The 15,123-nt window shown below is 52.9% G+C and carries 10 protein-coding genes; 3 read left to right on the forward strand and 7 right to left on the reverse strand.

The window, feature by feature from the left end:
• Positions 1–14 precede the first annotated feature (14 nt).
• Complete coding sequence (locus BLP53_RS06935) at positions 15–989, forward strand: hypothetical protein (protein WP_245652694.1); 975 nt, start codon at positions 15–17, stop codon at positions 987–989.
• Positions 989–1,477 carry a hypothetical protein gene (locus BLP53_RS06940; protein WP_091471457.1) on the forward strand — a complete coding sequence of 163 codons (489 nt, stop codon included), beginning with the start codon at positions 989–991 and terminating at the stop codon, positions 1,475–1,477. Before BLP53_RS06935 ends, BLP53_RS06940 begins: the two co-directional genes overlap by 1 nt.
• Here BLP53_RS06940 and BLP53_RS06945 read toward each other — a convergent pair whose 3' ends face one another.
• The 4 genes from BLP53_RS06945 to BLP53_RS06960 form a co-directional block, all read right to left on the reverse strand.
• Positions 1,478–3,217 (reverse strand): phosphoethanolamine transferase, encoded by a 1,740-nt coding sequence (locus tag BLP53_RS06945; protein ID WP_091471458.1) that lies wholly within the window; start codon positions 3,215–3,217, stop codon positions 1,478–1,480.
• Positions 3,214–3,906: a phosphatase PAP2 family protein gene (locus BLP53_RS06950; protein ID WP_091471459.1), complete on the reverse strand. Its 693-nt coding sequence runs from the start codon at positions 3,904–3,906 to the stop codon at positions 3,214–3,216. The genes BLP53_RS06945 and BLP53_RS06950 overlap by 4 nt, the downstream gene beginning before the upstream one ends.
• On the reverse strand, positions 3,876–5,582 hold the full coding sequence (gene cptA, locus BLP53_RS06955; RefSeq protein WP_245652696.1) for a phosphoethanolamine transferase CptA: 1,707 nt from the start codon (positions 5,580–5,582) through the stop codon (positions 3,876–3,878). Before cptA ends, BLP53_RS06950 begins: the two co-directional genes overlap by 31 nt.
• 259 nt (positions 5,583–5,841) lie before the next feature.
• Complete coding sequence (locus BLP53_RS06960; protein ID WP_143001354.1) at positions 5,842–6,771, reverse strand: quinoprotein relay system zinc metallohydrolase 2; 930 nt, start codon at positions 6,769–6,771, stop codon at positions 5,842–5,844.
• Positions 6,772–6,862: 91 nt separating this feature from the next.
• On the opposite strand from BLP53_RS06960, the gene BLP53_RS06965 reads away from it, so the two are divergent.
• Positions 6,863–7,459 carry a cytochrome b gene (locus BLP53_RS06965; RefSeq protein WP_091471461.1) on the forward strand — a complete coding sequence of 199 codons (597 nt, stop codon included), beginning with the start codon at positions 6,863–6,865 and terminating at the stop codon, positions 7,457–7,459.
• 49 nt (positions 7,460–7,508) lie between these two features.
• On the opposite strand, the gene hemE is transcribed toward BLP53_RS06965, so the two are convergent.
• The 3 genes from hemE to gltB all read right to left on the reverse strand — a co-directional run bounded on the left by hemE (position 7,509) and on the right by gltB (position 14,938).
• Positions 7,509–8,573 carry a uroporphyrinogen decarboxylase gene (gene hemE / locus BLP53_RS06970; protein WP_091471462.1) on the reverse strand — a complete coding sequence of 355 codons (1,065 nt, stop codon included), beginning with the start codon at positions 8,571–8,573 and terminating at the stop codon, positions 7,509–7,511.
• Between the two features lie 179 nt (positions 8,574–8,752).
• The gene (locus tag BLP53_RS06975; protein WP_091471463.1) at positions 8,753–10,180 is read right to left on the reverse strand and encodes a glutamate synthase subunit beta; all 1,428 of its coding nucleotides are present in this window, start codon (positions 10,178–10,180) and stop codon (positions 8,753–8,755) included.
• A gap of 87 nt (positions 10,181–10,267) precedes the next feature.
• Positions 10,268–14,938, reverse strand: a complete 4,671-nt coding sequence (gltB, locus tag BLP53_RS06980) for a glutamate synthase large subunit (RefSeq protein WP_091471894.1) — start codon at positions 14,936–14,938, stop codon at positions 10,268–10,270.
• Positions 14,939–15,123 lie beyond the last annotated feature (185 nt).

Consider the following 15,123-nt stretch of genomic DNA (forward strand, 5'->3'; position numbering starts at 1 on the left):
TAATTAGCCTTTGTATGATGTGCAAGCCGTTGCTGGCGGAAGATGATAGCTCTTTTTTGCAGGGCTTTCGTGTCGGTGGCTATACCAGCGTGGACTTGCATGTGCCGCGGACAGAGCCGACACGGTTAAACTGGAATGAGCTCAGCATGATTGTGACGTGGGACAAGAACACGCGCATCAAGTTTTTCGGTGAACTGGATCTGGAGGATCCTGCCAGTTATACCCACAGGCAAGGCCTGGATTTCCGTGAAGCCTATATTAATCCGGAGCGTTTGTATTTTGACCTGAATATCAATGAAAACGCCAACTTGCGACTGGGGCGTTTTCTGACACCATTAGGCCGCTGGAACCAGTTGCATGCCTCACCACTGGTGTGGACTGCCAGCCGTCCGCTGGCTACCACGGAACTTTTTCCCAGCTTCACCAGTGGCGTGCAACTGTTCGGTAACCTGCCATTTTCGGAACGCTCTCTGGACTACCAGGTGTATAGCGCAACGATGAATGCGCAACCGGAAAGTCGTGGCGAGACGGAATATAAAGATGCGCGCGGTGCGCGGATTGCCCTCAATAATGTGTTCAACTTTACGGATGAAAATGCCGGCCTGAATACCATAGGCCTGAATTATTCCAGCTACCGGGAAGAGCAGCCGGGCGGGCCGAAATACCGCCTCCTTGGCCTGGATTTCCTGCTGGAGTTTAACCGTTGGGAATTAAGCGGCGAAACGTATACGCGTAAAGCCGAACATGGCCGGATTGGCGGCAGCGGTTCTTATTTGCAGAGTGCCTTTTTCATTAAAAGTGACTGGTACTGGATTACCCGGCTGGAAAGCCTGCATCAGCCAGCTGCGCCGAATGCCGAGCGCTGGGTACTGGGGGTGACCAAACGGCTTAAACCCAACCAGCTGCTGAAGTTTGAAATTGTGGGTGGTAACGGCGAGTATGAGGATGTACCGCGCGGGTTTGCAACTTCATTTGCGATGATGTACTGATGAGTGTTGACTGGATAAAAGTCTGGCTGATGCTGGCTGGCTTGTTGCCAGCGTTGACCATGGCGGATGATACTGTCATCGCGGTGATTGTGTCGGCGCAACCCAATTTTAGCGTGTCGGTAGCTGCCAGTGAGCTGGCGCCGGTTTACTGGCGCAAGAAGCTGTATGATAACCGTGGTAAGCCCTTGCATCCCGCCAACCTGTCCACTGACCACCCTTTGCGCCTGCACTTTTCGCAGCAGGTTTTGCATAGTAGCCCGCGATCCCAGGTGGGTTACTGGAATGAGCTTTATTTCCACGGTGTGCAACCGCCGTTTACCGTCGAGTCGCAAGAAGCCATGATCCGTTATGTGGCTTATACCGAGAGTGCGATAGGTTACATCGATGCATGCAAACTGGATGAACGGGTGCACCCTGTGTTATGGGTTACCGCTACCAGGGTAGTCAGTGAGCCTCCCAATTTACGGTGTAATGCTGCGCCGCTTTGATCATGCATGGCGCATGGTATTTCTATTGCTTCTGTCGTGATTGCGGCTCACGACGGCAGGTGTCGCCGGCGCCTCTTCCGGTAATACCGGTAATGGTGGCAATTTGAGCGCAGCCCGCACTTCGCGATTGGCAATCAGCCAGCCGTAATGTGACTGGCAGGTTTCCGACTTCAACTCGTACGCGGTCAATAAGGTGCAAAACAAGTCATCATGACTGAGCGGGTAGTTTTTGTAGGGTTGTACCTGTTTGATTGAATAATCAAATTGCTGGCCCAGCCACAAGATCGCAGGGACATGGGTTTGCTCTTTGGGGGCAATCATGTATGGGGCGGCATGCAGATACAGGCCATGTTCACCCAGCGACTCGCCGTGATCCGCCACATACAGCATGGCGGTTTCATGGCTGGGGTCGTATTTTTTCAGAAACTGAATGACCTCGCTCAAGAAATAATCGGTATACAAAATGGCATTGTCATAAGCGTTATCGATTTCTGCCTGGCTGCATTTCGACAAATCACTGCTGTGGCACACCGGCGTAAACTGTTCGAAGGGCTTGGGGTAGCGGCGATAATATTCGGGGCCATGGTTGCCCATCTGGTGCAGGACGATCAATATGTCCTGATTATGGTGGGCCTGAATATATTCATCCAGCCCGCCCAGCATACCCACATCCCTGCACTCGGTGTCGCATACTTTATTGTGCGCCGGTGATTGGTAGTCTTCGTAAGCCATGCGCGTGGCCACGCCTTTTGAGTCGGAATTGTTATCCCGCCATAACACGCTGACATGATGTTCTTTCAATACATCCAGCGCATTCTCCATATGCTTGGCTTTTTGTGCAGAGTATTGCGTCCGGCCCAATACGGAGAACATGCACGGGACTGACACGCCGGTAGAGGTGCCGCAGGAGCTGACCTGTTGAAAGCTCACCACGTTTTCCTGCTGTAAACGCGGGTTAGTCAGTTTATGGTACCCATTGAGGGAAAAGCGGTCATAGCGCGCGGTTTCCCCCACCACCATAATGACCAGCTCGTGCTTCTCACCGGTATCGACTCGTTGTGTATCCATGGCCACTTGTTCAAGTGCACTGCTCTCGGGAATACTTAAATGCTGATTTGCCCACTTGACCAGGGAGTAATGCATGAAACTTGGATTCGCGTACATGCGGGCCAGTTTGTGCTCACGGATGAAACTGGCATAACCGGCGGAATACGGCCATACACATGCCACCATGGCAACCAGTAACAGCAGGCCATGCAAGCCGCGAATGCGCAACTTGTCCCTGACAAAATAGCTTTCCGGCGCTTTAAACAATATCCATAATGCAGGCAGGATGCCGACCAGAGTCACTGTCAGCAACATGTCCCAGGAGAACAGGCCGATGGCTTCCTTGCGGTCTGTCTGCAGCAGGTTGTCCAGCATCACGGTATCAATAATGACGCCAAATTCCTGCATGTAGAACCCTGCCAGGGCACTGCTGAACAGGATGAAAGCCAGTAGCCAGCGTGCGCTACGGCCGTGGCTGATGATTAACAGCCAGAGGGCGGTGACCAGCGTGAAAAACAGTAGCAGGCTGAGCAACAGGCCGCTTTGCCCGCCCTGTAGCGGATACAGCTGGGTTAAATGTGAAACCAGTGCCCGGTTGTCAAAAATCATTAGCCAGAGAGATACTCCCCAGATCAATAATATTTGCGGTGTGAACACGTGGCGTAATACCGCTGGCATTGAAAAATTTTTCATTGGGGGCTCTTGGAAAATGACAACACGCATAACAGCAGGGCGCACATCAGCCACAAGGATGTCAGGGTGTGTGAAAGAAAATGGGCGCCGCGCATTTGCTGGATCCAGCCCAGCAGGAATCCGGCGTATAACCCTGCGAGTGCGACCAGCAGGGCTTTGTGCGGCTGGTGAGGCAACCAGAACAGGCACAGGGCAGACAGCCACAAAGCACTGGTGGCATGGCCTGCCGGAAAGCAATGCCCGGCCATTTGCGGTGCATGGGCCGCAAAGGTAGGAAACCAGGGTAACGTGCCACCATAGCGATCCACGTCCCACGGGCAGGCATGCGGCATACGATGTTTTATCCCTACCACCAGGCAGCTATGCGTGGCGGCCAATGCCACTACCCAACGCAAGCGGGATTGATCGGCCGTGCTTAGCCTGGCTGGTCGCAGGCGCTGTGGTAACAATGCCAATGCCAGCAGGACCAGCCAAATACCTGTCAGCAGTGTTTTGGCATAGCCATGCATGACCGTTTCATAGAAAAAGCCATGTTTATAGGGGAACCGTCCCTGCTGGAAGTCAAACATGCGGTCGGCGAGTGCCAGGTCTATCGAGGTGTGGTTTGCCAGCAGGTAAATGCCGGCAGCACTGGCTGCCAGTAATAGCCACAACGCGACTAGTCGGCTTTTACTGATCCAGTGTTCCATGCGGCAAGCTCATTGTCGGGAAAACGGGTGGTGCCAGGCAACATTTGCAATTTGCGCAGATAAGGGTCGCCAACCAGGATGTTGTCAGGTGTGAACCGGGCATTGACGAGGCTTTCGCCAGGCTGGAAACCGTCGAAAGATAGTCCCATCAGGTCAGCCAGCGTGTAAATCAGGTCAGCGTTGTCATACTGGCGATGTGTATCCACGTTAGCCAGCAGGGTTTGGGCATTAAACCAGTTGGCCGAGTGCCAGACCATGAACGGTATGCTGTACATCGGCAGCGTGGGGGCAGCCTCGTTGCGCCCCTGGAAGTTGTGGGGCGGGGTGTCATATACATCCTCACCATGATCGGAGAAATACACCAGCAGGCTGTGTTGCTGTTTTGCTTTCAGGGCTGCAATCAATTGCGACATGACCCAGTCGTTATAGCGGATCGCGTTGTCATAGCTATTGACCAGCGCAGACTTTGCTTCATCCAGCCCTTTGACCGGCAACCCTTCTGCTGTCTTGAATACATCAAAGTTTTCCGGGTAGCGGTAGCTGTATTTCATATGCGTACCCAGCAGGTGCACGATGATCAGCTTTTTTGGGTGCGGATCGCTGAGGGTTTCGGCAAAAGGGGGCAGCACTTTTTCATCAAAGCTGTAGGCGTTTTGCCGGCGCTCGTTATTCAGGAAATATTGCTTGTCTGCCTGTTTGGCAAACGTGGTCAGCATGGTGTTGCGGCCGGTCAATGTTTGCTGGTTGGTGATCCAGGTCACGTGATAGCCGGCCTGCTTCATCATGGCGACCAGCGAGGGTTGGGTTTTATAGGCATCCGGGTGCTGCTGGTCGGCAAAAGTGAGCACCTGCTGCAGGCTTTCAATGGTATAGGGGCGTGGCGCATAGACATTGTCGAACAATGTCAGCTCCTGCCTGATTTTGCTTAACTCGGGATTGGTGTCGCGAGAATAGCCATATAAACTCATGTGCAAACGCGAGGTCGACTCGCCAATCACCAGCACCACGGTGGTCGGTCCTGGTTTTGCCTGCTCGGTCAACTGCGACAGGGAAGGCACTTGGTTCATGGTCAGCAAAGTGCGATTGACTTCCTCCAGTTGCCGCTCATAGTTGAGATAGCCTAGCGCCAGTTGAAACGGTGGTATCCCACCCAAATGCCGGTCGATACTTTTACTTGCGGTCGCCCATTGGTCACGTGCCATATATTTCACGGGAGAAGTGAACACCAGGGCGAGTGCCAGCAGCGAGTAAATGGCTGCCCGTGGCTTGGAAAGCTGCGCCGGCTTCAGTGTGCGCCAGTACAGTACCGGGATAATGATAAACGCCAGGATGGCCAGCAAAATCCACCAGGTAAAATAGTTACGCAGGTACTCCTGGGACTCACTTTGATTAGATTCGAACAAAATCATCATCAGGCTTTGCGTGAATTCCTGGCGATATACCAGGAAGTAAGCGAATCCGGGCAATGCCAGTACGCCGATCAGCAGCGCAATGACGGCGCTCCATTGACGTAAGCGATGTGGTTGCCACCAGAGCGGAATTAGCCACAGCGTAGAGACAAATACGGCATCTTTAATGCCTTCCGGGGATGCGGCCCCGAACAGCCAAAGCAGAAATTGGGTAAAGCCGCCCAATAATAAAAAGAGGCCATAGGCGCGCCAGAATGGATGTTTCACAAAGACTTCCTTAAATAAATGCGTAAGGATCTTTGCAAGCAGCATGCCATTTCGCCTGAATTGGCATGAATTTAATCTAACCGATTGATTTTATTTGTATATATGATTGTTATTGATGCGGGGGGGTAAAGCCTGGTGTCACGCAAAAAATGCAGAATCCCGCGAAGAAAAGCCTTGTAACCCTGCAAAAAATGCAGGGTTACAAGGCTTGCTAAACGTGTGGAAACGCGATAAGTATGCGGGACACAGGCGCAGGAATTTATTCCCACTCCAGCTGCGGATAAATCACATTGACATTACGGCGGTTGGCAATATCGAAGAGCACCCATTTATCATGTTCTGAAGCCGCCGCCGTGTCCATGGTCTGTTCCATGCTGATGCCTTGTTTGATGCTGTTGCGTACATCTGCCAGCAATAGGGTGAGATAACGTAATTCATCACCCATGATCGTTTTCTGGTCGGTGCTTTCTTTGCCATGGCCAGGCACAATCAGGGCATAGTAACCCTGGTTAATTCTTTCCAGCACGGCAATCAGGCCTTTGATATCGCCTTCTACCACAGGCGTACGCTGGGCAAAGAGCAAGTCCCCGGCAAACAGGGTATTGGTTTTGCTATCCAGTACGGTCAGGTCGGTATGCGTATGCGCCACGCCTTGTGCCTGCAGTTGCAATACCCGGCTCCCCAGGTCCAGGGATAACTGGTCGTGGACCAGCATATCCGGCGGCACGGTAGTACTGGCTTTGCCAGCGTCACCAAGCAAATGCGCATTGAGTTTCTCGTACTGCTCTTTGCGCAATAACATGGTATTTGCCAGTTTCTCGTGGCCGACAAAATGGACACCTTCTCCCTGGAAGGCCGCGTTGCCGTAAATATGGTCAGGATGCACGTGTGTATTGATCACGTAACGGATAGGCAGGGAGCTGATGTTACGTATGGCCTGCAATAACTGCTCACCAGTGTGTTTGCTGCCTCCGGTGTCAATCACGGCAATGGCGGTTGTGCCGATGACCACACCCAGGTTGCAAATATCTCCCTGGTATCCCTCATCAATATCCTGGTGCTGGCCATGATGGACATAAATACCTTCGGCCACTTTTTTCAACTCAAACACGTCGGCCACTGCCTGATTGCAAAACATGACAAAACCCACTGTAACAGTGATACACGATAGCTTGATTTTTGATAACATGACGACGGTTCCATGAATGTTTCATCTATCATAATCAAATCATTCATGTTGACAAAGTGACTGCTGTCACAAGTGATTTCAAGGAGAAGTTATGAGTTCAACGCAACGATATACCAAAGTTGCCGTGATTCTGCACTGGTTGATTGCCCTGGCTATTATTGGCATGTTCGCGCTGGGGTGGTATATGGGCGGCCTGCCCAAGGATGCGCCCAAGCAAACGGAATTCGACCTGTTTAACTGGGGTATTTACACCTGGCAGATGGATGAGCCTGGCAGTGTCCGCAATCTTTATTTTAACCTGCATAAATCACTGGGCTTTACCTTGCTCTGGCTGATCCTGTTCCGGGTTTACTGGCGCATCACGCATACGCCACCAGCCATGCTGGCCAGCTATTCCGCTTTCGAGCGCAAGCTGGCTACGGCGACGCATCACTGCCTGTACCTGCTCATGGTCGCCATGCCTTTATCCGGTGTGCTGATGACGCTGTATAGCAAATTCGGCCTGAAATGGTTTGGCCTGGATGTATTCGGCGGGCTGGATAATGCCAGTCTGCGCGATTTCTTCAAGGAGTCGCATGAGTTGTTTGCGAATATCCTGCTGGCGCTGTTTATTCTACATGTGGTCGGGGCGCTCAAGCACCGCTTTATCGACAAAGACCAGACGCTGTCTCGAATGACGCTTAAGTAATGTCAATAAAAAACCCGCCACTGGCGGGTTTTTTATTGAAGCTTAGCGCTTATTGGTGATACTGCGGACTCAGCTTGCGCAATGTCTCCAGCATGCAGGCCGCATGTTCCGGTGGCGTCCATTGCGTAATGCCGTGACCCAGATTGAAAACATGGCCGTGACCGTGACCATAGCTGGCCAGGATGCGTGCGACCTCTTTTTCAATCGCCGCTGGTGAACTCAACAGAATCGCCGGATCCATATTACCTTGCAAAGCAACTGTGTTTCCTACGCGCTGGCGCGCCTGCGATAAGTCAACTGTCCAGTCCAGCCCCAAGGCCTCTGCACCAATGGCCGCTTGTTGTTCCAGCCACAAGCCACCGCCTTTGGTGAAAACGATACTGGGTACAGTTTTACCTTCGGCAGTCTTGGTCAGGCCTGCGACGATTTTCTGCATATAGTTAAGTGAAAATTCGATATAGGCGTCATGTGACAGCGCGCCGCCCCAGGAGTCAAAAATCATGACTGCTTGCGCGCCGGCGGCAATCTGTGCGTTCAGGTACTGAATGACTGTCTGACTGGTGATTTCGAGAATTCTGTGCAATAACTCCGGACGGCCATACCCCATTTTTTTGGTATTCAGGAAGTCTGTACCACCTTTGCCCTCTACCATATAAGTCGCCAGCGTCCATGGGCTGCCGGAAAAGCCTATTAGCGGTACACGGCCATTCAAGGCTTTACGGATGCTGCTGACCGCATCAAACACATATTGCAGTTTGCTCATATCTGGCACTTCCAGTTTGAGGATATCCGCCTCAGCCTGTAAGGTACGCTCAAATTTAGGGCCTTCGCCTTCTTCAAAATACAAGCCTAAACCCATGGCATCCGGCACGGTCAAGATATCGCTGAACAGGATGGCCGCATCCAGTTGCGGGTAACGGTCCAGTGGCTGCAAGGTAACTTCCGTCGCAAAAGACGGGCTTTGGCACAGTTGCATAAAACTGCCGGCGGTTTTGCGACTTTCGCGGTATTCCGGCAAATAGCGGCCAGCCTGGCGCATCATCCAGACAGGGGTGTATTCGGTAGGCTGGCGCATCAGTGCGCGCAAGAAGATATCATTTTGGAGTTGAGTCATTAATGTGATCTCGATGTTCTAATCAGTTGTTTACTGGTAAACAACATGTAATGTAAAGGCATGATTATAAAGGCCAAGCCCAGCTTTCATCCGAAAGAATGTGGTTTTTTTGCGATATAACAAATAAAAACGCCGATGGGTAATCATCGGCGTTGATGGGATTGGCTACGTCGACCGAATTAGCGTGGCAATGTCGAGCTGCCCATCAGGAAAGCATCCACTTCACGTGCGCATTGGCGGCCTTCACGGATCGCCCATACCACCAGTGATTGGCCACGGCGGATATCGCCGGCAGCAAACACTTTGGCTTTGCTGGTTTTGTAGCAGCCTTCGCCATCGGTCGTTGCTTTGGCATTGCCACGGTTGTCTTTTTCCACGCCAAAAGCATCCAGTACTTTTTGTACCGGTGACACAAAGCCCATGGCCAGGAATACCAGGTCAGCCTTGATGGTGAATTCGGAGCCTGGTACTTCGACCATTTTGCCGTCTTTCCACTCTACTCGTGCACCTTTAAGCGCGGTCAGTTTGCCGTTCTCGCCAATCAGCGCTTTGGTCGTGATAGACCAGTCACGGTCTGCGCCTTCTTCGTGTGAACTGGAGGTGCGCATTTTGAGTGGCCAGTTCGGCCACACCAGCGATTTGTTTTCTTTTTCCGGTGGTTGCGGCATCAACTCGAATTGGGTCACGCTGGCCGCACCATGGCGGTTAGACGTACCCACGCAGTCAGAGCCGGTATCCCCACCGCCGATCACCACCACGTGTTTACCAGTGGCTTTGATCTGGTTAGGGACGGTATCGCCCGCGACCATTTTGTTGTTTGGTGTCAAAAAGTCCATGGCGAAATGCACGCCATCCAGTTCGCGGCCTGGTACTGGCAGGTCACGTGGCAACTCGGCGCCACCGGCCAGAATTACTGCGTCGAAGTCGCGTTCGAGATCCGCTGCGCTGACGTTCTCGCCTACGTTCTGGTTAACCTTGAAGGTCACGCCTTCGGCTTCCATTTGTGCCATGCGGCGGTCTATGTTGGCCTTGTCCAGTTTGAAGTCAGGAATGCCGTAACGCAGCAAGCCGCCGATACGGTCATTTTTCTCAAACACGGTGACGCTGTGGCCAGCGCGCGCCAATTGTTGTGCGGCGGCCAGGCCAGCAGGGCCGGAACCCACCACGGCGATTTTCTTGCCGGTTTTGTTGGGGTTGATCTGCGGGGTGACCCAGCCGTTTTCCCAGGCTTTGTCGATGATGGCGTGCTCGATGGATTTAATGCCCACGGCATCGTTATTGATGTTCAAGGTACAGGCAGCTTCGCAGGGTGCCGGGCAGATGCGGCCGGTAAAGTCAGGGAAGTTGTTGGTGGAATGCAACACGTCGATCGCATTACGCCAGTCCTGGTGATACACCAGGTCGTTCCAGTCCGGAATAATGTTGTTGATCGGACAGCCGGTAGTACAGAAAGGAATACCGCAATCCATACAGCGGGCACCTTGCTGTTTGGCCTGGTCGTCTGTCAAATGCAGGACGAACTCTTTGTAGTTTTTGACGCGGTCTTTTACTGGCAGATTTTCTTCTGCCAGACGGTCAAACTCCATAAAACCTGTGACTTTACCCATGTGAAATCATCTCTTCCCTGTTGCCTCCTGAGGACGCAACCTTAACAAGGCCCCGCTTCATGCGGGGCATTCAATTAACAAAAACGATTAAGCGGCTTGTTTGGCAGAAACTGCAGCCATTTCAGTCAGTGCGCGTTTGTATTCGTTAGGGAATACTTTAACGAATTTCGCACGTGCAGCCGGCCAGTCAGCCAGCAACTCTTTGGCACGCGGACTGCCTGTCAGTGCCAGGTGCTGTTCGATCAAGCCTTTCAGAATTACTTCATCAGGCTGGCCCAGATGCTGCACTTTGCCGACATCGGCTTCGGCGGCTTCGACTTTGTCCAGTGACACCATGCTCATATTACAGCGCTGGGCGAATTGGCCATCAATGTCGTAAACATAGGCGATACCACCGCTCATGCCCGCCGCAAAGTTCTGGCCGGTCTGGCCCAGCACCAGTACGGTACCGCCGGTCATGTATTCACAACCGTGGTTGCCAACACCCTCAACCACCGCCGTTGCGCCAGAGTTACGTACGCAGAAACGTTCGCCGGCGACGCCGCTGAGGAAGCTCTCACCGGTGGTCGCACCGTACATGACGGTGTTACCAACAATAATGTTTTCGTAGGACAAGCCACGGAACGTTGCTGGTGGTTTGATGATGATGCGGCCACCGCACAGGCCTTTGCCGACGTAGTCGTTACCTTCGCCAGTCAGCTCAAAGGTAATGCCTTTGGCCAGGAAAGCGGCGAAACTCTGGCCGGAGGTGCCGGTGAACTTGACGCTGATGGTGCCATCCGGCAAACCGTCGTGACCATAACGGCTGGCGACTTCATGCGATAGCATGGTGCCTACGGTACGGTTGGTGTTGACGATAGGCAGTGCGATGCTGACTTTTTCACCTTTTTCCAGCGCTGGTTTGGCCAGTTCAATCAGTTTGTTGTCCAGTGCTTTGACCAGGCCATGGTCCTGCACATCATTGTTTTTGCGTGAGACACTGGCTGGCATTTCTGGCAGGTGGAATACCTTGCTGAAGTCTAGGCCATTGATCTTCCAGTGTGCTATGCCGGCTTTCATGTCCAGCAAGTCTGCACGACCAATCAGGTCGTCAAACTTGGCGATACCGATGCTGGCCATCAGTTCACGTACTTCTTCAGCAACGAAGAAGAAGTAGTTCACAACGTGCTCTGGCTGGCCGGTAAATTTCTTGCGCAGTTCAGGGTCTTGTGTCGCCACGCCCACCGGACAGGTGTTCAAGTGACACTTGCGCATCATGATGCAGCCTTCAACCACCAGTGGCGCGGTGGCAAAACCGAACTCGTCAGCACCCAGCAGGGCGCCAATCAGCACGTCACGGCCGGTTTTCATCTGGCCATCGACCTGTACCACCACGCGGCCACGCAACTGGTTCAATACCAGAGTCTGCTGAGTTTCGGCCAGGCCGAGTTCCCATGGGGTGCCAGCGTGCTTGATGGATGAAATCGGTGAAGCGCCTGTACCACCATCATGGCCTGCGACCACAATGTGGTCGGACTTGGCCTTGGCGACCCCAGCTGCCACGGTACCAATACCGGTTTCAGAAACCAGTTTGACCGAGATAGACGCTTTGGGATTGGCGTTTTTCAGGTCGTGAATCAACTGTGCCAGATCTTCAATCGAGTAGATGTCGTGGTGTGGCGGCGGTGAAATCAGGCCGACGCCAGGCACGGAGAAGCGCAGTTTCGCAATGTAAGGCGAAACTTTATGGCCAGGCAGTTGACCCCCTTCACCAGGCTTGGCGCCTTGTGCCATCTTGATCTGAATCTGGTCTGCGCTGCTCAGGTATTCCGCGGTTACACCAAAGCGGCCGGAAGCTACCTGCTTGATGCGTGAACGCAGGGAATCACCGGCCTTCAGGGCCACATCGGCTTCGATCAGGTCAGCACCCAATACTTTGGCGATGCTGGAATCCACTTGTACCGGAATGAAACGTTTAACGTCTTCGCCGCCTTCACCGGTATTGGATTTGCCCCCAATACGGTTCATCGCAACAGCCAGGGTTGCGTGCGCCTCAGTGGAGATAGAGCCCAGTGACATCGCACCAGTGGCAAAGCGTTTGACGATGTCTTTGGCAGATTCGACCTGGTCCAATGGAATCGCGCTGCCAGCAGGCTTGATCTCAAACAGGCCGCGCAACGTCATGTGACGGCGGGTCTGGTCGTTAATCAGGGCGGCATATTCTTTGTATGTTTCGTATTTGCCGGTACGGGTCGCATTTTGCAGTTTGCTGATGGACATGGGTGTCCACAAATGCTCTTCGCCACGCACGCGGAAGGCGTACTCGCCACCAGCTTCCAGCGCGTTGGACAGCACAGGGTCATTGCCGAAAGCCTGGTTATGCAGCCGCACGGTTTCTTCGGCGACTTGTTCCAGGCCGATTCCTTCGATCTGGCTCACGGTGCCGGTGAAGTAGTCGTTTACAAACTGGCTGTTCAGGCCAATGGCTTCAAAGATCTGTGCGCCACAGTAGGACTGGTAAGTTGAGATGCCCATTTTGGACATGACTTTGTACAAGCCTTTACCGATTGCCTTCACGAAATTCTTGCCTGCTTTTTCAACATCGCTGGTCAGGGTCTTCATGGTTTCATACACCAGCCATGGGCAGACGGCTTCGGCACCGTAGCCTGCCAGCAGGGCAAAGTGATGCACTTCACGCGCCGAACCGGTATCGATTACCAGGCCGGTGCTGGTACGCAAACCGGCCTTGACCAGGAACTCGTGGGTTGCTGAACAGGCCAGCAATGCTGGGATGGCGATGCGGCTGCTTGATACGGTGCGGTCAGACAGGATCAGGATGTTGTAACCATCATGCACGGCTTTTTCGGCCTGGTCATGTAAGATATCCAGCGCCTGTTTCATGCCGGCTTTACCCAAGGCTGCATCGTAAGTCAGGTCCAATACGATGGATTTGAACTGGCCTTTGGTCAGGGAGTCGATTTGCTTGAGTTTTTCCAGGCCATCCAGGCTCAATACCGGCTGGCTGCTTTCCAAACGCAATGGCGGGTTGGTTTCATCAATGCCCAGCAGGTTTGGTTTAGGGCCAATAAAGGTCACCAGGGACATCACCAACTCTTCACGAATCGGGTCAATCGGCGGATTGGTCACCTGTGCAAACAGCTGCTTGAAGTAGTTGTACAGGGTTTTGGCTTTGTTGGACAACACCGGCAATGCCGCATCGTTACCCATGGAGCCAGAACCTTCTTCGCCGTTGTCTATCATCGGCTGCAATACAAATTTCAGGTCTTCCTGTGAATAACCGAAGGCTTGTTGCGTATCCAGCAAATCCGCATTTAGGTTAACTTCGTCGCTGCCTACATTTGGCAATTCGGTCAGGTGGAAACGGGTTTGTTCAATCCATTGACGGTAAGGCTTGGCTTGCGCCAATTCTGTTTTCACTTCTTCGTCGTCAATGATGCGGCCCTGCTGCATATCGATCAGCAACATTTTGCCTGGCTGCAAGCGCCATTTCTTGACGATTTTTTCTTGCGGGAAAGTGATCACGCCCATTTCGGACGCCATCATGACGATGTCGTCTTCAGTCACCAGGTAACGCGCAGGGCGCAGGCCGTTACGGTCCAGCGTTGCACCAATCATGGTGCCATCTGTAAACGCGACGGCAGCGGGGCCATCCCACGGTTCCATAATCGCGGCGTGATATTCGTAGAAGGAGCGACGGTCTTCGTCCATCAATGGATTGTTGTTCCAGGCTTCCGGAATCAGCATCATCATGGCGTGTGGCAGGCTGTAGCCACCAGCGACCAGCAATTCCAGGCAGTTGTCGAAACAGGCGGAGTCAGACTGGCCTTCAACAATCAGCGGCCACAGTTTTTCCAGGTCTTCACCCAGCACTGTCGATTTGATAGTTTCGTGACGTGCCGTCATCCAGTTCACGTTGCCCTGTACGGTGTTGATTTCACCGTTGTGCGCAATCATGCGGAATGGATGGGCCAAGTCCCAGGCCGGGAAGGTGTTAGTGGAGAAGCGCTGGTGTACAAGCGCCAAGGCGGAGACCACGCGTGCGTCTTTCAGGTCTTTATAGTAAATGCCGACTTCGTTTGCCAGCAGCATGCCTTTGTAGACAATGGTGCGGGAAGAGAAGGAAGGCATGTAAAACTGGGCTTTGTCCTGCAGGTTCAGCGCGCGGATGGCGTGCTCGATACGCTTGCGGATAACAAAACATTTACGCTCAAAGGCGTTGTTGTCAGCCACGGTGCTGGCAATAAATACCTGGCGCATCACCGGCTCAACTGCGCGCGCAGCGTCAGCGATGTTGCTGTTATCGACTGGCACATCGCGCCAGCCCAGCAGAGTCTGGTTTTCTTCGGCAATGATTTGCGCGAAAATGGCTTCGCACTTTGCTCGGTTGCCAGTATTTTGTGGCAGGAAAGCCTGCCCCACAGCATATTGGCCGATGGCTGGCAGGGTCATGCCAAGTTTCGCTGCTTCTTCACGCATGAAGGTGTCTGGCATCTGCATCAGCAAGCCGGCGCCGTCACCCAGTTTGGGGTCGTAACCTGTGGCACCGCGGTGCGTCAGGTTATCCAGCAGTTGCAGGCCCTTGGCAACAATATCATGGCTCTTCTGGCCTTTGATATGGGCAACAAAGCCCACGCCACAGCTATCTTTTTCATGGCGTTTGTCATATAAACCCTGCGATTGCGGGGCTAAACCAAGCTGGTCGTCCAGAGTGGTTGCGGTATCTTGAGAAGCACTCATCAGGTTGCTGTCGGATTGCATATCCATTGCCAGATTCTTCACTTACAAAACATTTAGAGGAACCTTCAATGATACCGTTAACATTTAATGATTTCAATTGTTTAGCGCATTTTAGAACCATGGAGTAACAGATTTTTCTGCAAGCGTTGAGAATGGTTTTTATTTACTTTTAATATGCACCATAAGTGTGCGGACGTGCACATTTT

Source organism: Methylophilus rhizosphaerae (assembly GCF_900100975.1).
In the GTDB taxonomy this organism is placed as follows: domain Bacteria; phylum Pseudomonadota; class Gammaproteobacteria; order Burkholderiales; family Methylophilaceae; genus Methylophilus; species Methylophilus rhizosphaerae.